Origin of the sequence: Salinicoccus siamensis (assembly GCF_042429615.1) — a bacterium.
GTDB lineage: Bacteria > Bacillota > Bacilli > Staphylococcales > Salinicoccaceae > Salinicoccus > Salinicoccus siamensis.
Genome location: NZ_JBHMAH010000021.1, coordinates 1 through 26,037, shown reverse-complemented (window position 1 = coordinate 26,037; position 26,037 = coordinate 1). Strand labels below are relative to the sequence as shown.

At 47.5% G+C, this 26,037-nt stretch carries 27 protein-coding genes and 1 tRNA gene; 22 read left to right on the top strand and 6 right to left on the bottom strand.

Annotated features, from left to right (window positions below):
- The first annotated feature begins 151 nt into the window (after window positions 1-151).
- The 7 genes from gatC (at window position 152) to ACFFLE_RS07400 (ending at window position 5,963) form a co-directional block, all read left to right on the top strand.
- A complete protein-coding gene (gene gatC, locus ACFFLE_RS07430; protein ID WP_344700638.1) occupies window positions 152-442 on the top strand; it encodes an Asp-tRNA(Asn)/Glu-tRNA(Gln) amidotransferase subunit GatC in 291 nt (96 codons plus the stop codon).
- A gap of 11 nt (window positions 443-453) precedes the next feature.
- Window positions 454-1,926, top strand: a complete 1,473-nt coding sequence (gene gatA / locus ACFFLE_RS07425; protein WP_380570509.1) for an Asp-tRNA(Asn)/Glu-tRNA(Gln) amidotransferase subunit GatA — start codon at window positions 454-456, stop codon at window positions 1,924-1,926.
- Window positions 1,926-3,356, top strand: a complete 1,431-nt coding sequence (gene gatB / locus ACFFLE_RS07420; RefSeq protein WP_380570508.1) for an Asp-tRNA(Asn)/Glu-tRNA(Gln) amidotransferase subunit GatB — start codon at window positions 1,926-1,928, stop codon at window positions 3,354-3,356. The genes gatA and gatB overlap by 1 nt, the downstream gene beginning before the upstream one ends.
- A 196-nt stretch (window positions 3,357-3,552) precedes the next feature.
- Window positions 3,553-4,056: a GrpB family protein gene (locus ACFFLE_RS07415; protein WP_380570507.1), complete on the top strand. Its 504-nt coding sequence runs from the start codon at window positions 3,553-3,555 to the stop codon at window positions 4,054-4,056.
- Window positions 4,049-4,216, top strand: coding sequence for a hypothetical protein (locus tag ACFFLE_RS07410; RefSeq protein ID WP_344700642.1), 168 nt, complete (start codon window positions 4,049-4,051; stop codon window positions 4,214-4,216). Before ACFFLE_RS07415 ends, ACFFLE_RS07410 begins: the two co-directional genes overlap by 8 nt.
- On the top strand, window positions 4,213-5,130 hold the full coding sequence (locus tag ACFFLE_RS07405) for a diacylglycerol kinase (RefSeq protein WP_380570505.1): 918 nt from the start codon (window positions 4,213-4,215) through the stop codon (window positions 5,128-5,130). The genes ACFFLE_RS07410 and ACFFLE_RS07405 overlap by 4 nt, the downstream gene beginning before the upstream one ends.
- A gap of 95 nt (window positions 5,131-5,225) precedes the next feature.
- The gene (locus ACFFLE_RS07400) at window positions 5,226-5,963 is read left to right on the top strand and encodes a hypothetical protein (RefSeq protein WP_380570504.1); all 738 of its coding nucleotides are present in this window, start codon (window positions 5,226-5,228) and stop codon (window positions 5,961-5,963) included.
- Window positions 5,964-5,993: 30 nt separating this feature from the next.
- Here the strand turns inward: ACFFLE_RS07400 and ACFFLE_RS07395 are convergent, their stop codons facing one another.
- Window positions 5,994-6,788, bottom strand: coding sequence for a glucose 1-dehydrogenase (locus tag ACFFLE_RS07395; protein WP_380570503.1), 795 nt, complete (start codon window positions 6,786-6,788; stop codon window positions 5,994-5,996).
- Window positions 6,789-6,913: 125 nt separating this feature from the next.
- On the opposite strand from ACFFLE_RS07395, the gene ACFFLE_RS07390 reads away from it, so the two are divergent.
- The 5 genes from ACFFLE_RS07390 to cysK all read left to right on the top strand — a co-directional run bounded on the left by ACFFLE_RS07390 (window position 6,914) and on the right by cysK (window position 13,120).
- On the top strand, window positions 6,914-8,725 hold the full coding sequence (locus ACFFLE_RS07390) for a 5'-nucleotidase C-terminal domain-containing protein (protein ID WP_380570502.1): 1,812 nt from the start codon (window positions 6,914-6,916) through the stop codon (window positions 8,723-8,725).
- Window positions 8,703-10,058, top strand: a complete 1,356-nt coding sequence (rlmD, locus tag ACFFLE_RS07385) for a 23S rRNA (uracil(1939)-C(5))-methyltransferase RlmD (RefSeq protein WP_380570501.1) — start codon at window positions 8,703-8,705, stop codon at window positions 10,056-10,058. Before ACFFLE_RS07390 ends, rlmD (ACFFLE_RS07385) begins: the two co-directional genes overlap by 23 nt.
- Before the next feature lie 80 nt (window positions 10,059-10,138).
- Window positions 10,139-10,984 carry an MBL fold metallo-hydrolase gene (locus tag ACFFLE_RS07380; protein ID WP_380570500.1) on the top strand — a complete coding sequence of 282 codons (846 nt, stop codon included), beginning with the start codon at window positions 10,139-10,141 and terminating at the stop codon, window positions 10,982-10,984.
- A gap of 47 nt (window positions 10,985-11,031) precedes the next feature.
- On the top strand, window positions 11,032-12,015 hold the full coding sequence (locus ACFFLE_RS07375) for a tRNA dihydrouridine synthase (protein ID WP_380570499.1): 984 nt from the start codon (window positions 11,032-11,034) through the stop codon (window positions 12,013-12,015).
- Window positions 12,016-12,202: 187 nt separating this feature from the next.
- Window positions 12,203-13,120 (top strand): cysteine synthase A, encoded by a 918-nt coding sequence (gene cysK / locus ACFFLE_RS07370; protein ID WP_380570498.1) that lies wholly within the window; start codon window positions 12,203-12,205, stop codon window positions 13,118-13,120.
- Window positions 13,121-13,179: 59 nt separating this feature from the next.
- Here cysK and ACFFLE_RS07365 read toward each other — a convergent pair whose 3' ends face one another.
- Window positions 13,180-14,079 carry a protein-ADP-ribose hydrolase gene (locus ACFFLE_RS07365; RefSeq protein WP_380570497.1) on the bottom strand — a complete coding sequence of 300 codons (900 nt, stop codon included), beginning with the start codon at window positions 14,077-14,079 and terminating at the stop codon, window positions 13,180-13,182.
- A 151-nt stretch (window positions 14,080-14,230) separates the two neighbouring features.
- Here ACFFLE_RS07365 and ACFFLE_RS07360 point away from each other — a divergent pair, with 151 nt between their 5' ends.
- The 3 genes from ACFFLE_RS07360 (at window position 14,231) to ACFFLE_RS07350 (ending at window position 16,716) form a co-directional block, all read left to right on the top strand.
- Window positions 14,231-14,650 (top strand): hypothetical protein, encoded by a 420-nt coding sequence (locus ACFFLE_RS07360; protein ID WP_380570495.1) that lies wholly within the window; start codon window positions 14,231-14,233, stop codon window positions 14,648-14,650.
- Window positions 14,651-14,757: 107 nt separating this feature from the next.
- Window positions 14,758-16,143 carry a 23S rRNA (uracil(1939)-C(5))-methyltransferase RlmD gene (rlmD, locus tag ACFFLE_RS07355; protein ID WP_380570494.1) on the top strand — a complete coding sequence of 462 codons (1,386 nt, stop codon included), beginning with the start codon at window positions 14,758-14,760 and terminating at the stop codon, window positions 16,141-16,143.
- A gap of 45 nt (window positions 16,144-16,188) precedes the next feature.
- Window positions 16,189-16,716 (top strand): hypothetical protein, encoded by a 528-nt coding sequence (locus tag ACFFLE_RS07350; protein ID WP_380570493.1) that lies wholly within the window; start codon window positions 16,189-16,191, stop codon window positions 16,714-16,716.
- Between the two features lie 80 nt (window positions 16,717-16,796).
- Here ACFFLE_RS07350 and ACFFLE_RS07345 read toward each other — a convergent pair.
- Window positions 16,797-16,868: transfer RNA gene (locus ACFFLE_RS07345), tRNA-Val, on the bottom strand.
- Window positions 16,869-17,012: 144 nt separating this feature from the next.
- On the opposite strand from ACFFLE_RS07345, the gene ACFFLE_RS07340 reads away from it, so the two are divergent.
- The 3 genes from ACFFLE_RS07340 (at window position 17,013) to ACFFLE_RS07330 (ending at window position 18,988) form a co-directional block, all read left to right on the top strand.
- The gene (locus ACFFLE_RS07340) at window positions 17,013-18,017 is read left to right on the top strand and encodes a thermonuclease family protein (RefSeq protein WP_380570492.1); all 1,005 of its coding nucleotides are present in this window, start codon (window positions 17,013-17,015) and stop codon (window positions 18,015-18,017) included.
- A gap of 75 nt (window positions 18,018-18,092) precedes the next feature.
- Window positions 18,093-18,518, top strand: coding sequence for an Ohr family peroxiredoxin (locus ACFFLE_RS07335; RefSeq protein ID WP_380570491.1), 426 nt, complete (start codon window positions 18,093-18,095; stop codon window positions 18,516-18,518).
- Between the two features lie 152 nt (window positions 18,519-18,670).
- The gene (locus tag ACFFLE_RS07330; RefSeq protein ID WP_380570489.1) at window positions 18,671-18,988 is read left to right on the top strand and encodes a hypothetical protein; all 318 of its coding nucleotides are present in this window, start codon (window positions 18,671-18,673) and stop codon (window positions 18,986-18,988) included.
- A gap of 87 nt (window positions 18,989-19,075) precedes the next feature.
- Here the strand turns inward: ACFFLE_RS07330 and ACFFLE_RS07325 are convergent, their stop codons facing one another.
- Entirely contained in the window at window positions 19,076-20,452 is a 1,377-nt protein-coding gene (locus tag ACFFLE_RS07325) for a hypothetical protein (RefSeq protein ID WP_380570488.1), read from the bottom strand.
- 104 nt (window positions 20,453-20,556) lie between these two features.
- Window positions 20,557-21,597: an NAD(P)/FAD-dependent oxidoreductase gene (locus ACFFLE_RS07320; protein WP_380570487.1), complete on the bottom strand. Its 1,041-nt coding sequence runs from the start codon at window positions 21,595-21,597 to the stop codon at window positions 20,557-20,559.
- An 87-nt stretch (window positions 21,598-21,684) separates the two neighbouring features.
- Between ACFFLE_RS07320 and ACFFLE_RS07315 the strand changes: the two genes are divergently transcribed.
- Together ACFFLE_RS07315 and dinB are read left to right on the top strand one after the other, a co-directional pair.
- The gene (locus tag ACFFLE_RS07315) at window positions 21,685-22,257 is read left to right on the top strand and encodes a DUF3267 domain-containing protein (RefSeq protein WP_380570486.1); all 573 of its coding nucleotides are present in this window, start codon (window positions 21,685-21,687) and stop codon (window positions 22,255-22,257) included.
- A 57-nt stretch (window positions 22,258-22,314) separates the two neighbouring features.
- Window positions 22,315-23,382, top strand: coding sequence for a DNA polymerase IV (dinB, locus tag ACFFLE_RS07310; RefSeq protein WP_380570485.1), 1,068 nt, complete (start codon window positions 22,315-22,317; stop codon window positions 23,380-23,382).
- Here dinB and ACFFLE_RS07305 read toward each other — a convergent pair.
- Complete coding sequence (locus ACFFLE_RS07305) at window positions 23,379-24,401, bottom strand: FUSC family protein (RefSeq protein ID WP_380570484.1); 1,023 nt, start codon at window positions 24,399-24,401, stop codon at window positions 23,379-23,381. The genes dinB and ACFFLE_RS07305 overlap by 4 nt on opposite strands.
- Before the next feature lie 108 nt (window positions 24,402-24,509).
- Here ACFFLE_RS07305 and map point away from each other — a divergent pair, with 108 nt between their 5' ends.
- Both map and ACFFLE_RS07295 read left to right on the top strand, forming a co-directional pair.
- A complete protein-coding gene (map, locus tag ACFFLE_RS07300) occupies window positions 24,510-25,265 on the top strand; it encodes a type I methionyl aminopeptidase (protein WP_380570483.1) in 756 nt (251 codons plus the stop codon).
- A 117-nt stretch (window positions 25,266-25,382) separates the two neighbouring features.
- Window positions 25,383-26,037: helix-turn-helix domain-containing protein (locus ACFFLE_RS07295; RefSeq protein ID WP_380570482.1), on the top strand; the 655-nt coding region annotated here is incomplete at its 3' end.

Sequence of the window (26,037 nt, the reverse complement as noted above, 5' to 3'; positions counted from 1 at the left end):
AAAGAACATTCATTAAAAGGAAAATTTAGAAAATAAAGAAAACTATTTTACACTTTTAGGGTCAAATCACCATAAATGTTGATTGAATGGATTTCTACAATGATTTTTGTTAAAATTTAAATGTTGTTTATAAAGAAATGGAGGGAACATAATGTCCGAAATAAATGTGGATACAGTAAAACACGTTGCGAATCTCGCACGTATCGAAATGCAGGATGAAAAAGCTGCAGAAGCCCTCACGGAGGAATTGAGTAAAATCGTCGACTACGCCCATCTTCTTGATGAAGTGGATTTGAGTTCGGCGGAACCGATGTTCCACGCTTTGGACTTGACGAATATATTGCGCGAAGACGTTGCAGGAGAGCCTTTGTCCCAGGAGGAAGCGATGCGCAATGCAAAATCAGTTGAAGATGGCCAATTTAAAGTGCCAAAAATGTTGTAAGGAGGACTAAAGTGAATATATACGAATTGACGGTAGAAGAACTGTATGGAAAAATCCAGGCCAAGGAAATCAAACCTTCTGAAGTTGTGAAGGCATTGTTTGACAGGATTGAAGCTTCCGATGACACAATCGGCTCTTTTTTATTTGTAAACAAAGAAGAGGCAATGGCGCAAGCTGAAAAACTGGATCAGCTGCAGCAGGAAGATAAGATGACGGGAGCACTTTTCGGGGTGCCGATGGGAATCAAAGACAATATCTGTACAAAAGATATATTGACCACATGTGCAAGCCGCATGCTTGAAGACTTCACCCCGGTCTATGATGCGACAGTCATGGAAAAGTTGAATGAGGATAATGCCGTACTCATGGGCAAACAGAATATGGATGAGTTTGCGATGGGGGGGTCCACTGAAAATTCCTACTTCAAAATTACACGCAATCCCTGGGACCAAAAGGCAGTGCCTGGCGGCTCATCAGGCGGTTCGGCCGCTGCTGTGGCAGCAGGTTTCGTACCGTTCTCCCTAGGGTCTGATACGGGTGGTTCCGTCAGGCAGCCAGCCGCATTCTGTGGTGTCGTCGGCATGAAGCCAACCTACGGACGGGTGTCCCGTTACGGCTTGGTGGCCTTTGCCTCTTCACTCGATCAGATTGGACCCATTACGAGAAATGTGCGCGACAATGCAAAGATACTGGCGCACATTTCAGGTTCCCATACAAAAGATGCGACGAGTGCGCCGAATATGGATAATGATTTCCTGGAAGGTATAGACAAGGATATCAGCGGCATGAAGATAGCAGTACCGAAGGAATTCATGGAGAGTGTCGATTCCGAGGTTTCTGATTCTGTGAAGAAAGCGGTGGAGACGTTCAAATCCATGGGCGCGACTGTTGAAGAAGTGTCGATCCCGCATACGAAATATGTAGTCAGTGCATACTATCTTATTGCTTCAAGTGAAGCGAGCTCAAACTTGGCGCGTTTTGACGGAATCCGATATGGCTACAAGGCTGAAGGTGCCGAAACGTTGGAGGAGCACTATAAGAAAACCCGTGCAGAAGGCTTCGGAGATGAAGTTAAAAGACGCATCCTGCTCGGTACATTCGTATTAAGCTCCGGCCATTATGATCAGCACTATATCCGTGCCCAGAAACTAAGGAGCATCATAGAAGATGAGATGAAGGGCATATTCAAAAACTATGATCTGATCATCGGACCTACAACACCGACTGCAGCCTATGACCTCGGGGAGAAGGCAGATAATCAGCTGAAGATGTATAAAGATGACATCTTGACTGTCCCCGCCAACCTTACAGGAATGCCTGCCCTGTCGATTCCATCTGGTCTCGCCAGCTCCGGCCGTCCTCTCGGCCTGCAGCTCATCGGAGATCATTTTGATGAAAAGAAAATATATAATGCAGCATATAAATTCGAGACGCAGTACAATCTCCATGAAGAATTGAAGCAGCTGCAGATGGAGGTGCAATAATGCATTTTGAAACAGTCATCGGACTTGAAGTCCACGTAGAGCTCAAAACGAATACGAAGATGTTCTCAGATGCACCAGCGCATTTCGGCGCTGAACCCAACACCAACTTGAGCGTCATCGACCTGGCCTATCCAGGCACGCTGCCTGTGCCGAACAAGCAGGCTGTTGATTTCGGCATGAAAGCAGCGATGGCACTCAATATGGATATTGCGGACGTCACAAAATTCGACCGGAAGAACTATTTTTATCCGGACAATCCGAAAGCTTATCAGATTTCCCAGTTCGACAAGCCAATTGGCGAAAATGGTTGGATAGACATAGAAGTCGGCGGGGAAACCCGGCGTATCGGCATCACGCGTCTCCACCTGGAGGAAGATGCCGGCAAGTCGACCCATAGAGACGACCATTCCCTGGTAGACCTCAACCGTCAAGGGACGCCGCTCGTCGAAATCGTTTCCGAGCCGGACATCAGGACGCCGGAAGAAGCTTATGCCTACCTTGAAAAACTGAAGGCCATCATCCAATATACAGGAGTTTCCGACTGCAAAATGGAGGAAGGATCGCTCAGATGTGATGCCAACCTCTCGCTTCGGCCATACGGACAGGAAGCGTTCGGCACCAAGACAGAGCTCAAGAATCTGAACTCCTTCAGCTTTGTCAGAAAAGGGCTGGAATTTGAAGAGAAACGCCAAGAAAAGGTTTTGATGAAAGGCGGAGAAATCGCCCAGGAGACGCGTCGTTTTGATGAGAAGACAGGTGAAACCCTGCTTATGCGCGTAAAAGAGGGGTCAGATGACTATAGATACTTCCCTGAACCCGATCTGGTGCAGATCCGCATCGATCAGGAGTGGAAAGATGAAATCAAGGCGCAGATTCCACTTCTGCCGGACGCACTTAAAGAGAAGTACGTTGAAGAATATGGCCTGCCGGCATACGATGCACATGTACTCACTCTGAAAAAAGAGACATCGGACTTCTTTAATGCAATGGTGGAAACCCATGGGTCGGATGTCAAACAGGCATCCAATTGGCTGATGGGAGGCGTCAACGAATACCTCAACAAACAGCAGATGGAATTGTCCGAGACAAAACTGACTCCTGAAAATCTATCGGGTATGATCAAATTGATTGAAGAGGGCACCATTTCAAGTAAACAGGCTAAAAAAGTATTTAATGTGCTTGTCGAAAAGGGTGGAGAGGCCAGGAAAGTCGTTAAAGACCTTGGCATGGAACAGATCTCAGACCCTAAAATACTTGGTGATATGGTGACCGCTGTACTCGATCAGAATCCACAATCGATAGAAGATTATAAGAACGGCAAGGACCGGGCAACCGGTTTCCTGATCGGCCAGATCATGAAACAGTCAAAAGGACAGGCGAACCCGCAGAAGGTCAATGAGATACTTCTTGAAGAAATCAATAAGAGATAACAGTCGACAGCGCTCGAGTGGCCGATCCACTCGGGCGTTTTTTGACTGTGATCCCCTACAAAATGGATGCCTTTGATTCGTCTATGCATTATAGGGACCATATATGGTATTCTGATATAGATATATTAAAAATTTAGTCATTAGATTGATGAGTAATGACTGGTATTATGAATGACATATTTGGGAATGATCATAAATGGATAAAAACATTGATTATATTAAAATAACAGAACATTATGTGGAGGCTTCACTCCGGATACTCAACTATTTGAAGTCGAGTGTCAAAGAAATCCATCACATCGGTTCGACGAGCGACGTGTATATGGACATGGCTGGTGACATTGATGTGCTCGTCCTGCTGAAGAATGGGAAAGGATATGCGTTGGCTGAGGCAATTGCAGAAGAAGGCTTCACGCCCGTAAGCGACCTTCCTGAAATTTTTTCTGAAGAAGTCGTACTTGAACATGAACATGGGGATCACAAGGTGAAGTTTATCCTGATGCATCACACATCCGATAAGAAAGATGCGATCCTTCATTGCAAGAAGGCGATTGGGGAGAATGAGAAGCATAGAAGGCGATTCAGGCAATTGAAGACAGCATTGAGCAATCAAAAAATCACTGGCGCAGAATATGAACAGGAGAAAGCGCTGCTTTTTGATGACATACTGAATGAACAAGAGGAATTGGATAATGTATAGGATGGTATTCATCGGCAACTGCATCCTGATCCTACTGATGATCCTCGTATCCACGACCGGTAATATCGGGCTCACACGGGTGCTGCAGGTCATCGTTTTCATACTCAGCGTCTATCTATTTTATGGCTACACTAAAAGCAGCAGTGGGAGGAGAAAATGAAAACAGCCAGAATCATATATAACCCGACCTCAGGCAGGGAAATATTCAAAAAATCATTGTCTGAAGTCCTGGAACGGTTCGAAGTCAATGGCTACATAACAAGTACGCATGCCACAACACAAGCTGGAGACGCGACCCTCGCAGCGCGAAAAGCATGTGAAATTAATTTTGACCTCATTATTGCCGCAGGGGGTGACGGGACTGTCAATGAAGTGGTGAACGGTATGGCTGAATTCGATCAGCGTCCGGCACTTGGCATCATCCCCATGGGTACAGTCAACGACTTCGCCAATGCACTCCATATCCCTGCAGATCTGATGGAAGCTGTCGATACCATCATCCATGGACGGGGGGCACGCATCGATATAGGACTGATGAACAGCAAATACTTCATCAATATCGCAGGCGGCGGTAAAATCACTGAAGTGTCCTACGAGGCGCCAAGTAAATTGAAGGCCATCATCGGACCGCTTGCCTATTATGTAAAGGGGATTGAGATGCTACCTCAGATCAGAAGCAGTAACGTCAGAATCGAATATGACGACAATGTATTCGAAGGCAAAGTCATGCTGTTCCTTTTAGGATTGACGAATTCAATCGGCGGATTCGATAAACTTGTTGCTGATGCCAAGTTGAATGACGGGAAATTCACCCTCATCATAGTCGAGGAGGCAAGCCTGACTGAGATCGGGCACATCATGACGCTTGCGACGAGGGGGGAGCACCTCAAGCATCCTAAAGTACATCTGTTCAAAGCTGAGGAAATCGACATTTCCTCATTTGAGGAAGTGCAGCTCAATCTGGACGGTGAATTTGGAGGGATTTTACCCGCGCACTTCACCAATCTGAAGCAGCACCTTGAAATCAGGATGCCTGAGGCATTCTATCTGGAGAATATTGCAGAAACCGAATAATTCGCTGTTCTATGGTTTTAAAGGCTGATAAAAGGTAATGGATGGCTTAAGTGCATAATCGATATGTACATCCATCAAAGAAGGGGGCTCACCCTATGTTCGGCTTAACAGATCTTATAGCCCTCGTAATATCGGGTTTCATCATACTGCCAGTGGTGGTGGCCCTAAGGGAGACGGAGTACGTCCTGGCCGGTTTTCTGTTTGGGGCCAAAAACAGCAGGTTGACTCTGGGGTCCGGTCCTCGGCTTTTTAAGGTTGGCATACTGGATGTACGGAAACACTATCATCTCTACAGCTGGTTTTCCTACGATGAATTGAAGAACCAGAGCCGGGTAGCCTATGTGCTGGTCTACGCCAGCCCAATTCTTGTCAATGTCGTGATCGGGCTGACGATCAACGCATTACTTGCAAATGGCTATTTGGCAGAACAGGCGACTTTCTGGAACAGGTTCATCTTCTATATATTCTATTTCATCCTGTTCGATACAGTACCCATGAAGACAATCAATGGCATGCCGAACAACGGTATGCTGATATATGAGATGCTTAGATTCGGTAAACGGACGGATCATAATAAAGAACCATTCATCCCTTCAACGTCCGTAGTCGAAAATGAATACCAGGAAGAGATGCAGCAGTTGGAAGAAGAAGTGGAGAAGGCAGAAGAAATGCAGGAACAGGCAGAGGAGGAAAAACGAGAAGCCAGACAGAAAAAAACGGAAGGAAGAGAAGAAGAAGGAAGAAGCGGAAGAAGAAAAGCAGGAAGAGGAAGAGAAGAAGGAAAAGGCCCGGAAAAAGCAACGGAAAGAAGAAAAAGAACGGAAGAAAGCTGAGTGCTTGGCACTCAGCTTTCTTTATTTACCTTATCCATCGTATTCAGGGTCCCTATGGGAAGGGTAGAGGCTTAGACCACCATCCGCCACTATCGTCTGGCCGGTGATATATACGGATTGCTCGGACGCCATGAAGGCGGCGATGTTGGAAATGTGTTCAGGTTCACCGACATAGCCCATCGGTACAAAATCATCGGCGCCCTCCTTTTCTTCAGGGGTCGAGAAGAACTCTTCATTTATAGGTGTGTTGATGCTGCCCGGGGCGATATTATTGATCCTGATGCCAAGCCGTGAATATTCAAGCGCCAACGACTGCGTAAGCAGCTTGACCCCGCCCTTACTCGCTGTATAATGCGCAAAATGGGGCCATGGGATAATTTCATGAACGCTTGATACATTGATGATCGTCCCTTTTTTTCCTGTGTCGAGGAAATGTTTCAAGGCCTCGCGTGAACCGATGAATGTGCCGCGCAGATTGGTGTTGATGACCTTATCGAATTCATCGACCGACAATTCGTGGCTTTTGACATCTTTTTGGATGCCGGCGTTATTGACGAGTACGTCGATGCCGCCGAATTTTTTGATGGTATCATCAATCAGATTGATGATATCCTGTTCTTCTGTGACATCACATTGCATTGTTGCAACGCGAGATTCTTCATTGCCGTTCAGTGATTCCACCAACCTTTGGGATTCTTCGCTGCCACTATGGTAGCTGAACATGACATTCATTCCTTCTTCGTGGTACCTCTTTACAATCGATTTGCCGATACCGCTCGAACCGCCTGTCACAACTGCAGTCTTTCCTGCCAAATCTTTATACATGCATGCATTCCTCCTGATCATTTACTTTATCGTTTACTTAATATGTATACCCAATTTTGCTCCCCCCAAGCCTAAGTGCAGATGATTTGATATAATGACAGCAATAAGATTTGAAGAGGTGTCCGATGAAACTAACAATTTTTGCAACGAGTGATGTGCATGGTGCGATATATCCGCACGATTACTTTAATGACATATATAAGTCCAAAAGTCTGCTGCATCTGAAATCTTTCATGGATGCTCATCGTTTAAAGCATCCGGATGATATCGTAATGACTGTCGATAATGGGGACTTCCTCCAAGGGGATGTATGGAATGATTATGACTACCGGCATAGTGATGACCCGCTCCTCGCCATTGAAGTGATGAATGACATATATGATGTAATCGGCCTTGGCAACCATGAATTCAACTTCGGCCTCGATTACCTCCTTAAAGCCTATCGTCAGGTTGAGGCGGAGATCGTCAATGCAAATGTCGACTTCCATCAACACGCGCTCGGTGATATTATAAAAAGATATGTCATCATAGACAAACAGACGCCAGAAGGATTGCTCAGGATCGGCTTTTTGAATGTAGTGCCCACCCAGATCATGAAATGGGACGCATTCCACCTTGAAGGTAGGGTGGAGGTCGAGGATATGAATAGGACGGTAAAGCATACTGCCAGAGAGATGAAGGAGGCGGGTGCCGATATCGTCATTCTGATGTCCCACTCCGGCATGAGCAAGGATCCTGACCATATCAGGCTCTATGGTGAGAACCAGACATTCCTCATGACTATGGTGAAAGATGTGGATGGCATCATCTTCGGGCACACCCACGAATTCTTTCCAGACCGAAACTTCGAAGCGCGGATTGATGCGATTGATTTCAAGCGTGGTGCCGTCAACGGGAAACCGATGGTGCAGCCGGGTGTTTCAGCGAGCCACTTAGGGTGCATTGAGTTCGACCTGGGGGTAGATGATGATGGGGCTTTTGAAATCAAGAATTCGAGGGCACATCTGATTGAATCCGAAAGCCTCACTCCAACTAGGGAGACGTTATCAAAATATGAAGCTTCCCATAGGAAGGTACTGGATTATCTTTCCGAACCGATTGGCCATATAGATGAAACGTGGCATACCTATTTCTCCCGCATCATTCCTTCCAAAGCAGTCCAAGCCGTAGCGGAAGCCAGCAAGGCATACGCCGAAACACTCATCAGTCGCGGCGACCTGGAACGGTTACCGGTGCTCGGCTTCAATGCTGTCACGAAAGCCGGCAGGGATGGACCGCATGACTTCACAGTCTTGGCGGGAGGGGAACTTACCCTCAGTGCAGCGATTGACCTCTATAAACATACAAACTCGATGGTCATCATCAAGATAGATGGAGGTATTCTCAAGGAATGGCTGGAGTGGAGCGCCTCCCAGTTCAATCAGGCAAATGAAAATGAAGATCTGCTGAAAGCCAATAGTTCCAAAAACGGTTTTCCAAGCTATAACTTCGATACATTCTTCGATCTGGAGTATACATTCGACATCTCGCGCTCGGCGCGCTACAGTGGAACGGCGAAGAAAATCAATGATAGTGAACGTGTCACCGAAATGAAATACCAGGGCAGGGACATAAAACCGGGGGATTCCTTCATTGTTCCGGCAAACAACTACAGGGTAGCCTATACCCCGTTCCTGAGAGACGCCGAAATACTCCATGAATCACAAAGGACCGTACGGGATATCGTCATCGAATATATGAGGACGAATCCACATTTTGACCATAAGAGACCGATGACCATCATCCCGGGCGGCACGTATATGTTCAAGACCGCCTCACATGCAAAAGCATATGTGGATGAACAAGCAGTCAGGCATACCGAAGAACTTGGCAACGGGTTCAGCTGGTATGAAATTGACTTAAAGGAGGATAAGCATGGCACAAGTGGCAAAGAATGAGCGATTCACCGCAACAGTCGAAGATTATACGCACGAGGGCATGGGTGTGGTGAAGATAGAAGGCTATCCAATTTTTATCCCGGATGTGCTGAAAGGTGAGGAGATAGATTTTAAAGTGGTGAAGGCCAACCGTAAATTCGGTTTCGGCAAGACACTTGAGGTCAAGGAGGCGTCAAACAACCGAATCAATCCGCCATGCCCCTATTACTTCCAATGCGGCGGATGCCAGATACAGACACTCGATTATCTTGAGCAGCAACATTTCAAGACAACTACCGTCGACAAGGCGATCAACCGCATGGGAAAACTCGACCTCAAGATAGAATCCATCATAGGTGCCGAGCCCCCATTCAATTACCGCAACAAGTCACAGATACCCGTGCAATTCAATGACGGCAAAGTTGAAATGGGATTCTACCGTCCGCGTAGCCATGACATCATTGATATAGATGACTGCCTCATCCAAAAGGACATCCATAATGAACTGATGGTATTCATCAGGGATGAATTCAACAAAGCAAGGATATCAGTCTATGATGAAGCATTGCACCAAGGCCTGGTTCGGCACGTCATCATCCGCTCAAACCACGACGACAGCGAAGTGCAGGTGGCCTTCGTCACGAACGGCAAGAAAAACCTCTTCGGCCCGGTCATTGAAGCAATCACAAAACAATTCCCGATGGTGACAAGCATCGTCCAGAACATCAATGACAAGAAGACGAATGTCATTTTCGGAGATGAAACCATAACATTGTACGGCAATGCGTACATCACCGATACACTGCTCGGCAAGCAGTTCCGCATCAAAGCGAAATCCTTCTACCAGGTGAACCATACGCAGACGGTAAAGCTTTATCAAAAAGCAATTGAGCTGGCTGACTTAAAAGGTGACGAAACGATCATCGACACATATTGCGGCATCGGGACGATCGGATTATGTGCAACAGACAGTGCGAAAAAGATCATCGGCATCGAAAGTGTGGAGTCGGCTGTCCTTGACGCAAGGGAAAATGCAGTATTGAATGGTGTGGATAACGCAGAATACCACTTGGGCAAATCGGAAGATGTCATGAAGCGGCTCGTCAGCCAAGGCGTCGAACCTGATGTCGTCTTTGTGGACCCCCCGAGGAAAGGATGCCACCCCGAATTTCTGGAAGCTTTGGCAGAAGTGGCGCCGGAGAAGATTGTATATGTATCATGCAATCCAAGTACCCTCCAGCGAGACTTGAACTACTTGACGGAGCATGGCTATAAAGCCGGACCGGTCACACCGGTCGATATGTTCCCACAGACGAATCATGTAGAAGCGGTGGTACGCCTGGAATTGAAATAGACTGGGAGCGTCTGCCTCGACATCACATGATTTTCTGCGCAAAGGGTAAAAGTTAATATGATTTCAAGGAGGTGCCATTTATGGACGAGCAAATGAATTATGGAGAAGATTATAAAACCGTGCCGGCTACATCCATCAAAAGCGGCACAGGCATCGAAGTATTGCCGGATCTTTTCACCTACACAATACAAATAGTCAATATACATCTTGTCGGTGATCCGAAGACGGGTGACTTTGTGCTGGTGGATGCAGGCATGCCAAACGCGCACGAGAAAATCATTTCAGCCGTTGAAGATCGTTTCGGGGAAGGACGCCGGCCACAGGCGATCATTTTGACCCACGGCCACTTCGATCATGTAGGAGCCATCATCGAGCTGGTGAAGTATTGGGATGTTCCGGTCTACGCCCACAAGCTGGAAATGCCGTTTCTGACCGGCAAGGAGCCCTACCCGAAACCGGACGCTACCGTTGAGGGAGGGATGGTCGCCAAGACATCGCCGATTTTCCCGGTAGATCCGATTGATTTGGGAGATAATGTAGAACCGCTTCCCGAGGACGGTAGTGTACCGCATATGCCGGAATTCAAATGGCTCCATTCACCAGGGCACACCCCGGGTCATGTCGCCCTATTCAGGGAGCGTGACAGGACATTGATTGCAGGCGACGCTTTTGTTGCTGTCAGACAGGAAAATCTATATGAAGTATTGACGCAGGAACTGGTGATCAGCGGGCCACCGAGATATCTGACCACAGATTGGCCATCCGCCAAAGAATCCGTGGTCACTCTTGAAGCGCTCAAACCGAGTGTTGCAGTGACCGGGCATGGGAAACCCCTCTCCGGGGAACTGTTGGCTGATGGCCTGAAGGAACTGGCTGAGAACTTTGATGAGATGGCGAAGCCTAAGCATGGCAAGTATGTGGACTAACCACATTGGCAGATAAAAGATGATTGTTGTAAGAAGGAAGGAAACATATGAAAAAAGATAATTTTTGGCATGAACTGCCGCGTCCGTTCTTCGTGTTGGCACCAATGGAAGAAGTGACGGATGTTGTATTCCGGCATGTCGTTGCAGAAGCGGCTGCTCCGGATGTTTATTTTACGGAATTTACAAATTCAGACAGCTACTGTCATCCAGAAGGCATCGACAGTGTCCGGGGCCGACTGATGTTCACTGAAGATGAACAGCCGATCGTCGCCCACATCTGGGGGGACCGCCCAGAACACTTCCGCCGGATGAGCATCGGGATGGCTGAAGAAGGATTCAAAGGCATCGACTTGAATATGGGGTGCCCTGTTCCTAACGTGGCTGGAGACGGTAAAGGGAGTGGATTGATAAAGCGTCCGGAAATCGCAGCAGAACTCATACAGGCGGCGAAAGCCGGCGGCTTGCCGGTCAGCGTCAAGACACGCCTTGGGTATGAAGAGACCGACGAGTGGAGAGAATGGCTCAAACATCTATTCGAGCAAGACATCGCAAACCTTTCCATCCACTTGCGTACGCGTAAAGAGATGAGCAAGTGTGATGCTCACTGGGAACTGATTCCAGAAATCCAGGAAATGCGCGACGCAATCGCCCCGGATACGCTGCTGACCATCAACGGTGATATTCCCGACCGCGAAACGGGCATGATGCTCGCCGAAAAATATGGGGTGGATGGCGTCATGATCGGGCGGGGGATCTTCAAGAACCCATTCGCGTTCGAGAAGGAACCGAAAATGCATAGCAGTAAAGAACTGCTTGATCTACTGAGGACACATCTCGATCTGTATGATCGCTACAATAGAGAGGTGCCCCGCAAATATACTGCCCTGCACCGCTTTTTCAAAATTTATATAAAAGGGTTCAGGGGCGCAGGCGCGCTTAGAAACAGTATGATGGGCACAAAATCGACCGAAGAAGCGCGGGCTCTGCTTGATGCGTTTGAACTCGAGGAAGCAGAAGAACAGAAAGTATGACATCCTCAATTTTGACATGAACTCCTGATTAAGCATCAGGAGTTCTTTAAGGTGGGAATTATTTCAGGAGTCATGGGATGAGGGGAGTCGCATCCAGACTCCAATAGGCACGCTGCTTTAACAGCCGGGTGAAGAATGTTATAGTATAGCAATGAAGTAGGGATTAAAAGAAACGAGGGATCATCATATGAATAGAGTCGACAGCATTGTTGATTTGATCGGGCATACACCTATGGTGAAGCTCAACAGAGTTGTGCCAGAAGGCGCTGCTGATGTCTATGTAAAACTTGAAATGTTCAACCCGAGCAAAAGTGTAAAGGACCGTGCGGCCTTCAGCATGCTGGACCAGGCTGAAGCGGATGGATTGATTGAGCCGGGCGGAACCATCATCGAGCCAACAAGCGGCAATACCGGTATAGGGTTGGCGATGAATGCGGCGGCAAAAGGCTATGACGCGATTTTCGTCCTGCCTGACAGCTCAACGAGTGAACGCATCAACCTTCTGAAGGCGTATGGCGCTGAAGTGGTGCTGACACCGGCTGAGGAGAAGATGCCGGGGTGCATCCGGAAGGCTAAGGAACTGCATGCTGAACTGCCTAACAGTTTCATCCCCCAACAATTCGAAAACAGTGCCAATCCGGATATCCACCGGACGACGACGGCGATTGAAATCCTGGATGATTTCGATTATGATCTCGACGCATTTGTCGCAACAGCCGGCACAGGCGGTACAATCACAGGTACCGGTGAAACTTTACGGGAGCACCTTAAAGACTTGCGCATTGCTGTGGTGGAGCCTGAAGGCTCGCCTGTACTGTCGGGGGGCAAGCCTGGTAAGCATAAGCTTGTCGGGACGAGCCCTGGCTTTATCCCGAATATATTGAATACCGATATATGGGATGAAATCATTCAAATAAAGGATGATGATGCAGTCGATATGTTCAGGAGGTTGGCTAAGGAAGAAGGCATTTTTGTCGGGCCTTCTGCGGGTGCTTCTGTATTTGCAGCGATTGAGGTCGCGAAGAGACTTGGCCCCGGTAAACGTGTGGCAGCAATTGCACCGGACACAGGGGAACGCTATATGAGCATGGGCTTAATAGAATAGAAAAAACGGCAGATCCATTCTGCCGTTTTTTTATGACCAAATGTACCGCTGGTGCGGATTCAAGCATTTAATACTGCTTCGTAGATAGCCTTGTCCGCTTCTGTGAATACATTGAAGATGACCTTGGTGAAATGATGCTCATGTGTTTTGAGCCATTCATCGACCGTCCATACAGCAATTTCTGCTGCATGCTCTTCCGGAAAATTGAACTCACCGGTGGAAATGGCCGGGAAGACGAGCGTTTTGACGTCTCCCTTTTCTTGTGCAATATCAAGGCATGACCTATAGCTGGATACTAGAGTTTCTTCATGTCTGCTTAATACTTCTTCTCCATCGGAGAGGGCTGGTCCAACGGTGTGGATGACGTACTTTGCAGGGAGATGGTAGCCTCTCGTGATTTTGGCATTCCCAGCTTCCTCATCCGTTTTCTGTCGATGGATGATTTCGGCTCCGTCATCCCTGAGCATTGGACCTGCTGCTGAGTGGATGACGTTGTCGATGCACCCATGGAGCGGCTGCATGCATCCGAGCAATTTTTCATTGGCGGCGTTGACGATGGCATCCGCTTCTATATTTGTAATGTCGCCCTGCCATAGGGCCATCTTATCCGCTTCCTTGAAACGCGTTTTAGGAAACTCGGATTGAATGCTTCTGATTGTTTCAGGAGATATCTTTTCTTTCTCCTCTTTTTCAATATGGAGGAGTTTGTCAAGCAGCTGCATCATTTCCTTATCGAGGGGGAGCGGTTGCCTGATATTGAGCAGTGCCCGGATAAGTTTACGCTGGGCGGTATAATCTTCTGGTATATCTATATCTTGTGTGCCGGCCTTTTCATTGCGCAGCATAAGAAGCACACGTTCAGCGAGCACCGCTTTATCATCGATGTCACTCATAGCTGGAGCGAACGGTTCTTCCAACCTGATCGCTTTCTTGTAGTTATCCATATTGATATTTGCCATTTCAATCACCTCACCGTATATTTTGTCATGAATATTTGAATAATGCCATGTATCCGTTTCAGAAGGATTTGTTCGATTACAACGATTCAGGAAGTAAAATCCATAGAGAAAGGGTATAGTGAAAGAACACAATTTAACTGGGAGGAATGGGATGATTACATTTTTGAAACTTGTTCTGATCGGCTTCATTTCAGGAGTGTTGCTTGCGGCAATTATGAAGATTGTGAGGAAGGCGACGGGAAATAAAGCGGATATACTACTCTACAATATGGATTATATACCAGTACTTAAACAATGGAGCGATAAGAGTATAACGGGTATCCTGTTCCATTATGCAACGTGCATATCGAGTGCGGTGGTGCTCTACTATATCTTGTTGCCGCTCGGCCTTGAGTCTTTGGTGTGGCCCTATATGGTTGTCTTCACTGCGGGAGGCGGCGTGCTTTATTTTCTGAGTGCATTGACTGAAACACCCCCTTCAAAGGATGATGCGGCTGCATGGTTCTACTGGACTCTCGGTCATGCGATATTCGGTTTTGCAGTAGGGGGGCTCATCGCAATCTTTATATAAAATAAGGTCACTTGGCAATTGGCCCATATAAAATTCAACATACAATTGTGGTAGTATCGATGGATATTGTAGAATGATGATAAAGAGAACAGATGGAGGGTGCTTGAGTGTCGAACAATAAAGCTGAAACATATGAAGTGAAAATAGACATGCTTGATAAGAAGGGCTCCGGTAGGGGGCACGTCTGGCGAGACGGGGGTGGCATCAATCCGAGGAAATTGAAGCTCACCGTACCCCAGACATTGATTGGAGAAGAAGTACAGGTGACAGTAGCGAATCCCGACCGAAAACGCGCCAGGGCACTGCCGGATGAAATCATCAAGCCAAGTGTGGAGCGCACTGTAGCGCCCTGTCCCCATTTTGACAAATGTGGAGGGTGCGTCTGGCAGCATTGGGATTACCAGGGGCAATTGGCCTATAAGGTGGCCGAAGTGCGCCGTTTTCTCGCGGGGAATGGGTTCGACCCCGATGTTGCAGCAGATGCGATCGGTATGGAGACGCCTTGGGAATACCGCAATAAGATGGAATTCACTTTCGGTCCTGAAGGCGGGCTGGGGCTGCATGAGCTCGGCAATTTCCGGAATGTCATCGACCTGGACACATGTCTGATAGCAGGTGGTCCGATGGTGCAGGCGATGCTTGAAGTTTCGCGGTGGCAGAAAGACCATGACCTCCCAGGTTATGATAAGGATGCGCACGCTGGACTGCTGCGCAATCTCATGACCCGATATTCACAGAAAACCGGAGAACTCATGCTTGCGATTTTCGCTACCGACTCCCCAAAGGCGCATCAAAAGGCAGTGGATGACCTGATATCGCGGTTGAGCAGCAAATTCAGTGGACTGGTCAGCTTCATGTGGATGGAGAATACAGATTGGGCGGATGTGGCGCAGGCAGAGCATACACACCTCCTTTATGGCCGTGATTACATCCATGATGAGATGTATGGCTATAAATATCGGATTTGGTTTGATACCTTCTTCCAGACGAATCCTGAACAGGCCGAGAAACTTGTTGAATTGGCGATTGAGATGGCAGAAGTGGGAAGTGAAGATCGCATGATCGACCTTTTCTGCGGCGTCGGCACCTTCTCCTTGCCTTTCGCGAAGCGGGTTAAGGCGCTTGCAGGCATAGAGATAGTGGAGACATCCATTGAATCGGCAAAAAGAAACGCTAAAGACAATGGCATCAATAACACTTATTTCCTGGCAAAAGATGCCCGCCGCGGAATGGATGAGATTTTACAGACATGGGGGACCCCTGATCTTTTGATGCTGGACCCACCACGTTCCGGTGCTGGTGGCAAGGTGATGCGCAGAATTGGACGACTCGGCACCGACCGCGTCGTCTATGTATCATGCAACCCGGAAAGTTTCGCTGAAGACATCACTTGGCTACGCGAATATGGCTATGAACTCAAGAGGGTCCAGCCGGTTGATCTGTTCCCACATACTGTGCATATAGAACTTGTCGCATTGCTCGAGAAGGCATAATGTCCGATCCAGAATGTAATTAGCCTAAACTTCAAGGAGGCAGTTATGAAACAATATCGCTATTCACTTTCTCCAGGTTCGAGGAAACACAAGGTTCTTATAGAAGATGAATCCGGGGATGAGATTGCACAGATCGACCGCACGGTGCTGAGGAACTGTGAGAGGCGTAATACTTACTCCTATACTTCTGCACAAGGCAGGATAGTAAAGCTCGGCCTAAAAAAGCGGAAGTTCCGGGATATGAATATATCCAAGTACATCCTGCAGACAGACCAGGGAGAAATGGTCTTCAAGGAAAGACCCGGCAGCAATCTCCTCCATTTTCGTGTGGACGGCAAGATTGATGGGCGTTTCCTGAGCATAGAAGAGGATTGGGCGGGCGATATGGAAGTCTACTACCATGGACGCCATGTTGCCACCGTCAAGGAAGATGTGGCCGCCAGGGAGACACTGATCCTTTCTGATCCGCAATTTGATGGGGAATCTCTGCCATTCTCAATCGTTGTCCTCATGTACTTCATGTTTAAGCTCTATAAAAGGGAACCTTGGCAGATGGCGGATATGCTATCCTGACTAATTGGAGAGGTTGGATCAAGCGTTGCACATTGAGTGAACAAAAAAATCACCCAGTCCGTGGACTGGGTGATTTAATATGACCCCGAGTGGATTTGAACCACCGACCCCTTGCCTGTCAAGCAAGTGCTCTCCCGCTGAGCTACGGGGTCTTGATATAATTTCTACATGTTCAAATTTACAACGGAGATATGGATTTGTCAATGGCATTATAATGGAATGTGTACATTTTACACATTCTTTTGCCCGTGCCCATAATTTAAAGCGTTGAAAACTGAAAGTACTGGAGGTTCCGCATGGATTTTGTATTTCTTATATTATCATTTATCGCAGCTCTCATATCATTGGTTATGTTCATTAAAGGTGTGTCCCTATACATATCGGGCAAAGGATACAAAAAAAGTTGGCAGACAGCTTTGATGCTGATTACGGTCGCCGGTGTGCTGGCTATACTGACTGCGCTTATGGACAGCAGTTCGACGCTTGGAACCGGCCTCCTCATTACAGCACTGTACGCCGTTTCTACAGCCATTGCGTTCGGTGTCGTCTATGCAGTGAAGAAGGCTCGTGGAGAGTCATCAAAAGGTTATTTGAGGTATGCTGCCATTGCACTTTTCTGTGCCATTGCAATGTTGGCAGTTTCGATATTCGTAGTTGATGATACAGAAAGCCCTGCGCGGGAAGCGCCTGGGGCATCGGGGTCGGATGGGGAACGGACTGTGGTCACCGTTGCTTCGTTCATAGATGGTGACACCACGCGTTTTAATTTTGAAGGCAATGATGTTTCGTTCCGTTATCTGCTGATAGATACGCCGGAGACGAACCACCCACGGATTGGGGAGCAGCCCTACGGTAAAGAAGCATCGGCACGGACGAAGGAAATTTTGAGTGGGGCAGACACTATAGAGGTCGAATTCGATGTCGGACCGAAGCAGGATCATTACGAGCGCTACCTCGCCTATATCTACGCAGATGGCAAGATGGTCAATGAAACCCTTGTCAGGGAAGGGCTTGCACAAGTCCGTTATATAAATCCCCCCAACACTACACATCTGGACCGGTTGGAGGAAGCACAGGAGAAGGCCAAAGAGGAATCGCTTGGCATCTGGTCACTTGATCAGCCCTTTGATTCCGAGGCCCACCAAAAAGATGAGAATCGTGGAAATGGCGATACAGGTACAAAAAACCAGTTCAGGAACTGTACAGAATTGAGGCAGGTACACCCCGACGGGGTGAAGGAGGGGCATCCTGCGTATAGCCTCAAAATGGATGGCGATCGAGACGGGTATGCGTGTGACTGAATCAGGCCATCATGTTTAATGCTTCCTGGAAACGTCAATATACTAAGTATAGACTACAAAGGAGTTGAGCTTTTAATGGAACCATTGTATCAAGTTACGATGATCAACACGGGTGGCCGCGATGGCGAGGTCCATAGCGAAGATAAATCCTTTTCGATGAATGTCAAGCAGCCGAAGCAGATGTCGGGCGAAGACACGAAAGAAACGAATCCCGAACAGCTATTTGCAGCAGCATATAGTGCATGCTTCAACAGTGCGCTCGACGGTGTCTTAAAAAAAGCGAAGGCGGATGACGTCAAGCGTGCGGTCAAGGCAACAGCAAAACTATTGAAGGACGAGACGGATGGAGGCTTCAAACTTGGAGCTGAAGTCGAGGTGGAATTTGAAGGAGTAGAACAAAGTGACGCAGACAAGTATGTAGAGGATGCGCACAAACTCTGCCCGTATTCCAAAATGGCTCAAAATGGTATAGACGTCAAGATTAATGCCACTACCAAGTAATAACTCAAAAGGGATGGGAGCTCGGCCCCCATCCCTTTTTCATGTCATGAATGTTATAATACATTGATAAAACCCATCAAATGGAGGAGAATACTCTGGTTTATCTTATTTGTGCACTCTACATAGGAATCATCTTATTGGCGGTCTATCTTATGACCCGAAAAGAAGAAGGGCAGACAAAGATCGGCGTCCGGGGGTATTTTGCGGTAGTCACTGCATTGTTTCTTACAAGTGTGGTCTTGTTTACCCTTTTTGATGTCGGCGGTGGAAACCCGCGCTTCATTCTCATATTCTCATACCTATTCGTCATCCCACTCCTGATGCTTATCGGCTACAAAATACTAGGTTACATCAAAGGATATACTCAGGCACAGCGTCTTGCGCTTGGTTTCGCCGGCCTTTTGAACTTGCTGGTATTCGGATATATACTGCTGTTCATATTCACATGGCTGTTCTACTATATGATTTAAGCGTGAAACATATTTGAAAAGCCCGGACGTCCTCTTTCTTATCAGGGGATGCCCGGGCTTTATTTAGTTATGTCACACTATAAAGGGTCAGAAGATGAGTGCGAGCATTGCTATCAAAATGCCGATTGATGCCATCCTGATGGAGAATCCAATGTTCATTCTGGTGATTTTATAGGGGTTGAGCCCCATGCTCTGTGCGGTCATGGTGGCATTGATGCCATACGGTGCAGCAGGGGATATGCCCATGCCGCAGACGATCATGACCAAAGAGATGCTCAATGCATTTTCAGGCGTCAACACCGGCACCAGCACCTCTGCTAAAATGGCGAGTGTCGCCACTGGGTGAACGCCGACCATCGCAAGGCCATAGATGACGATCATGATGAGTATCAGGATCAGAACAAGCAGGTGATCGACGTAGCCGAAGACCTTTTGCATCATGGAGGGGGCGGCACTGCTGTTGAAACCGCCTGCGAATATGCCCAGCGACAAGAATAGGACGGCAAAATTTTGAAGGTGATTATTATGATCCTTCCAAGTCGACCACCCCGTTTTCAGGAACAGCCTGAACCGGCGCATGATGAGCGCGGCGGTAAAGGAGAACGGCAGTATGATTAAAGCAATGGTCATGATGAAGTCGAGGGCAGCCCAAGTGTTGAGGATCATCACTGCCCCGAGGAAGCTGACGAGCAACAAGAGCATCTTTAAGAGTGTCCTGATTAGCCGCTTGCTGTCGATTTCCGGGGACTGGACGTCAAGTGTCATGCCTTGAAATTCTTTTGTGGCAATGAACAGTTCAATCAGGCCTACGAGCAGGGAGACGGCGATGAGCCATGGCAAAAGTGTAAAGTAGGAAGTGCCTGTCGAGTCGACAGTGAGGCCTACAATCACTTCAAGGGGGCTCCAGATTACAGCCAGGGCGAAGGCGCGCAATGTAGATTTGATGATGAATGTATTCCTGAGTGAATCATCTTCATTCTCGAACAGGCGCCATAAGACATTTTGGATGATGTAGAGTGCTGAGATGTTGAGGAAGATGGCCAGGAAGTATGAAGTGAACATACTTTTGCCATAGATCTTTTCAACCCTATCTGCCTTGTCTTGGATCATGTCCGTGATGCTCGAATCCATACCCCCGACTTTCACGACAATGCCGATCCATGGCAGGATACTGAAGAAGAACAATAAGGGCAGGTTGTCCGTGATATGGGAGGCAACAGCTGCAATGCTGTTGCCTGCTGATAACGAAAGCACTATACCGGCAGTGATGAAGAGAACGCCGATGATCTTAAACAGCCTGGAACCGAAAACCCATGAGATGAGCAGTACCCCAATCGTGTAGACAGTCGTGGTATATGAGAGGAACTCGCTTCCTGTAAAGAATTGCAGCAGGAACAGAAGGAATAAGGACCCATATATGTAAAAGAAACTGTTCAATACACCTGGATTACGCAGGATATTCAATGCAACACCTTCCTTACACCTGGATTACGCAGGATATTCAATGCAACACCTTCCTTCGTATTATATATGAGGCGATCTGAGTGACCTATGGGACAGGTGAAATCCTATAGGTATGAAAAATCATTCAGATCAAGCACTGTGTCTTGCCCTGTGAGGTGATTCGCCACTTCACGGCCGACAAGGGGGCTTGCGGTAAGACCTGTTGCGCCCATGCCGTTTATCACTATCGTCCTATCATCTACGGCACCGATGAAAGGGAGGAAGTCACGCGCATATGGCTTTAGACCGACCATCATCTTGATGTCTTCTATGGTGGAATCGGGGAAGTATCGCTCAGCGAGATCCCTTAGATATCGGTAATTTTCTTCTGATGGTTCCGCAGAAAAACTATCAGTGTCTTCATGGGTGGTACCAATCGCATATTGATTGATTCCCATTTCGACGATATAGATCGGACCGAGTGCCATGACGACAGGACGAGGCTGTTTGTTGTTCGAATCCTTGAGGCGGAAATGCAGTACTTCAGAGCGCTGGTGGCGTATATGAGGTTCGTGCTGCTGTTCAATGCCCCAGGCACCAGTTGCATAGATGAGGGTGCCTGATGCATTGGAGGGGTCAAATTCCCCATTGATCCATTCCCCGCCATATTTAAGGAAGCCGGCTTTCAAAGCTTTCAATAGTTCAGCCCCCTTGACCTGGCCGCCGCCTTCGACCAGGACCCCTGGATAGAGGTCGGTCAAATCTGGATGCATCTGTGCGACTTCTTCCCTTGAGACTTTCCGGACCGTCCCCATTTCAGGCGCATCTGCCTGTTTGGCCGAAATACGCTTGAAGGCAAGTTCCTGTACATGGTCGTCCTTGAATAGGCTGATTGAACCTTCCCGCCTATAACCACTGTCGAGGCCAGTTTCGGCTTTAAGTGCTTCGATGAACTCCGGATAGTATTTTGCGCTCTCTCTTACCAGGGCATACCATTTTTTGTTCCTCCTCTGGCTGACCCAGGGGCAGATGATGCCCGCAGAGGCCTCTGTGGCCTTGCCGGTATCGTTACGGTCGTACAATCTGACGGCATACCCTTTCTTCGCAAGATGGTATGCGGTGGAGGCGCCGGCGATACCGCCGCCTATGATGGTGAAATCTATCACTCTATACACTCCTGTCTCTAATGCTTTATAGTAGTCTAACATTATTTGATTGTATTATGATACAGTGCATCTGAAAGGAGTTCTACAATGGAAGATAAATATGTATTGGATGTGTTTAAAGATCACTCGGTGCTTAAGGTACTGAATATAATGACCATCTCGATTACGATTCTGTCATTTGCGGTATTTTATCTCCTAGAGCTATTCGCAGCCGGTGGAGGGAGTTCCGCTTTAGCCGGCTTTGACCAGCTTGGTGTGTTCGGAGCAGTATTTTTTGTCATGGCACTTCTTTTTGCCATCATCACTTTCCACGAAGCCATCCATGGTCTGTTCTTCAAGATATTTGCACCATCCGGCCGAGTGCGTTTCGGCTATAAGTCCGGGATGTTCTATGCTGCGGCACCAGGGGAGGTCTTCAGCAGGGGACGGTTCATCATAATCATCCTGATGCCCTTCATCATCATTACCACATTGATGCTGATTCTGATGATGACCACTTCACACGGTGCCTTCAAATATCTTCTTGCCCTCCACACCGGAGCATGTGCAGGTGATTTCTACTACGTGTATCTGCTCATGCGCAAAAATCATATGAAGTTTGTTGAAGATACCGAGGTCGGTATGACGATGTATAGAACTCATCCGGGGGGCATGCACTAGGAACATCTGTTCGTTTTATGTTATACTGGCTTAAATATTTCTGGATGGGTGGATGTCATGGAGAGAAGAATCATTCACATCGATATGGACGCCTTCTATGCACAGGTGGAGCAAAGGGATAACCCGGCATACCGGGGAAAGCCGATTATTGTCGGTGGTAAATCGGTGAGCCGTGGTGTGGTCGCGACTGCGAGCTATGAGGCGAGGAAGTTCGGTGTGCATTCCGCGATGCCGACTAAACAGGCATATAAACTGTGTCCGGACGGCATCTATGTGCGTCCGAGATTCGACCATTACAAAGCTGTATCTAAAATGATCATGGATATATTCCTCGAATATACCGAAGTTGTAGAGCCACTTTCATTGGATGAGGCTTATCTGGATATTACACACCTCGTAGGCCGGCAACGGCCGGCGCGCGCAATAGCACTTGAAATCCAACGGAAGATATTCGAAAAGACCAGACTGACGTCATCAAGCGGCATATCCTACAACAAGTATCTTGCAAAGATTGCATCAGGTATGAACAAACCGGCCGGGACGACCGTCATCCATTACGATAATGTACAGGAAGTATTGTTCAATATGGATATCGGGGAATTTCCGGGAGTGGGCCGCGTGACTGAAGCAAAAATGCATGAGCTTGGAATACGAAACGGCAAAGAACTCCATGAATGGAGTGAGGCCGATCTCGTCAATCAGTTCGGGAAAAAAGGCATCAGCCTATATCAGAAGGCGCGGGGCATCGGTACGTCGGAACTGAAGGTCGAGCGGATACGGAAGTCCATCGGTAAGGAGACGACCTTCAACTACGATATAAATGATGATGATGAGATCCTCAAGGTGATCGGTTCGTTATGCACTCAAGTGAGTAGCCGGCTCGAGCTTCAGCAGTATGCCGGAGGGGTGGTCACCGTCAAGATGAAGACGACGGACTATGCAACCCATACGAGACAGATGATGACGACGAATCCAGTCTTCACTGAAGAAGAACTTTACCATTACGCCTACAATCTCTACCACGAATTGAAATCCCCCGATGAAGCCATAAGGCTGATCGGGGTGACAGTTTCACACTTATCTGACCGCACATACCGCAACCTGACGATATACGATCTCCTCTAATTTGATTTATGTCTGTTGCCAGTCTGGACTTTCTGCGGATTGGAACCCGCTTTTTTATGTTGGACGATCATCTGATAGATGATGATGATCTCATATAGTAAGTGGATTTTAAAAGAATCCTCTTCATCATCCAGTTTGCGGATATCCTTCCTGAGGAAGCGGATTGCAGGATTGGTCATCGATAGGGAGGCGAGATCCAAATGGAGATAGGCGGTGATTTCCTGTATGGCCCTTTTTTCTTCCGGTGTGAAATCCATGGATAATTTGTCGGGCAGGTAGATCAAGTTGCCGAGGTGGGTAAAGTACAGCTTCTTGAACTGGAGTTCACGTTCCAGGCTGTTCAACAGCCGCATCTCTTCACGATTGGATTTATGGTAGCGGTATTCATCTTGCTGATACCTCAGAAGCTTTTCTGAGTTTAGGATGGAGCCTTGGATCTTAGCGTAGGCACGTTCGCTCTTATCGGATTCATATTGGCCTTCGATGAGTTCTCCAAGCCTTCGGATAAGGAGTTTATGGATTTCTTTTGTTGAGGAGGCGGAAAGCGCCTCAATCTGGTCACCATACTTTGGAGGGAGGACCAGAAAGTTGATGAGTGTACTTGTTGCCAGGCCTATAGTGGTTGTAGCGAGCCTTGAAGTGAAGTTATAGACGTAGGCGTCGCCAACTGAAGGCACCATCGCCACAGCAGTGATTGCAGCTACCAGCACCCCGGCCTGTAGATTGAGGTGGTATGTGATGAATATGGTGAGTGTGGCCGCTATTGAATAGGTAAAGGCATTTTCTCCAAGGATATAGAGTGAAGCTACGGCGATGAACGCACCGATGATGGATGCCGGAAATCTGACATATGCCTTTTTTAACGAAGCGTACGCTGTCGGTTCTATCGTCACTATGGCAGTGATTACAGCGAATATGGGGGGCAGGCCCACCCAGAGGCAGATGAGCGCAGTCAAGAATGTCGATAGGCCAGTCTTGATGATGCGGGGACCGATTATTTTTCTTATATCAAATCTCATATTCATGCTTCCTTCTAAAATTTTAAGTCTTTCAATTCTAGTATAGCATGAAGAGTTTGTTATAATAATTGGTGGATACAATATTTTTAAAGTAAGTAGGGTTGATAAATGATCATTAAAACAGAAGAAGAAATGCAGAATCTTGAGGAGATAGGCCGTATTTGCGGCACTGTGCTGAAGCAGCTCGTGGACTATACAGCGCCGGGCATGACAACGAAGGAGATTGACGATAAGGGCGGCGAACTCCTTAAGGAAATGGGGGCAGAAAGCGCGCCGATCAGCGAATACGATTTCCCCGGATATACATGCATCAGCATCAATGAAGAAGTGGCGCACGGCATACCCGGTAAGCGCATCATAAATGAAGGGGACATCGTCAACATCGACGTTTCGGCAAAGAAGAATGGTTATTTTGCAGATACTGGCATCTCTTTTGTAGCAGGCGAATCGGACGATCCACTTAAACAGAAGGTAGTGGATGTCTGTGAGATGGCTTTTGAAGAGGCTTTGAAGAAAATCAAGCCCGGCACGAAAGTCAGTCAGATCGGCAGGGCGGTACACAAAGTGGCAAGACAGAATGGCATGTCAGTCATCAAAAACCTGACTGGACACGGAGTAGGCAGAAGCCTGCACGATGCACCAAAACACATCATGAACTACTATGAACCGGGCAACAGTGAACTGTTGACGGAAGGTATGGTCATTGCAGTCGAGCCATTCATATCTTCAAAGGCATCATTCGTCTCGGAAGGGAAGGATGATTGGGCATTTGAAACGAAAGATGGAAGTTATGTGGCCCAAAAGGAACACACTATCGTCGTCACTAAAGAAGGGCCGAAACTTCTGACGTTGATCGAAGAATAGGCTACACCAAAATACTGTGTTTATGTAATGAAAAGGACCGTATTGGAGATTTGATTTGACCCCCTCCAGGTTTACAGATGAAATAAAACATCTGTAAAACCTGGGGGGGGTTCTTTTATGACTGACAAATATTATTCATTTGAAGAAAAGCTGAGAATGATTCAGGAATTGAGGGTAGGCATCAGTCCAAGCCATATATCCACAAAGCATCAGGTGTCTGTGGAGACACTTAGAAAGTGGCGGATAAAGTATGAGAAGCATGGTGCTGAGGGATTAAAGAAACGGGACAGAAATAGAACATATACCCGCGGCTTTAAAGAAATGGTCGCAAAAGAATATATGAATGGAATGCTCTCCACTCACGAACTCGCACACAAATATGACATACCGTCGAAAACAACTGTTCGGAATTGGATTATACGTTACAATAATGGTGAAGAAATAAGAACGACGAGAGCGGGGGCTTCACCATTGACCAAGGGACGGAAAATAACGTACGCAGAACGGGTTGAGATTGCGCAGTATCATGCACAGGGGGATATCAGTTATCGTGAACTTGCCGAAAGATTCGAGGTGAGCTACCAGCAGGCCCGGAACATTGTTGTGAAGTATCAGGAATATGGTGAAGCCGGTCTTGAGGACAGACGCGGAAAAGGAAAATCAGAAGACCAGCTCACTGAGACGGACCGCTTGAACAGAGAGATTTCCATGCTCAAAGCAGATAAACGAAAGCTTGAGGTGGAGAACGCCCTGCTAAAAAAGTTGGCGGCAC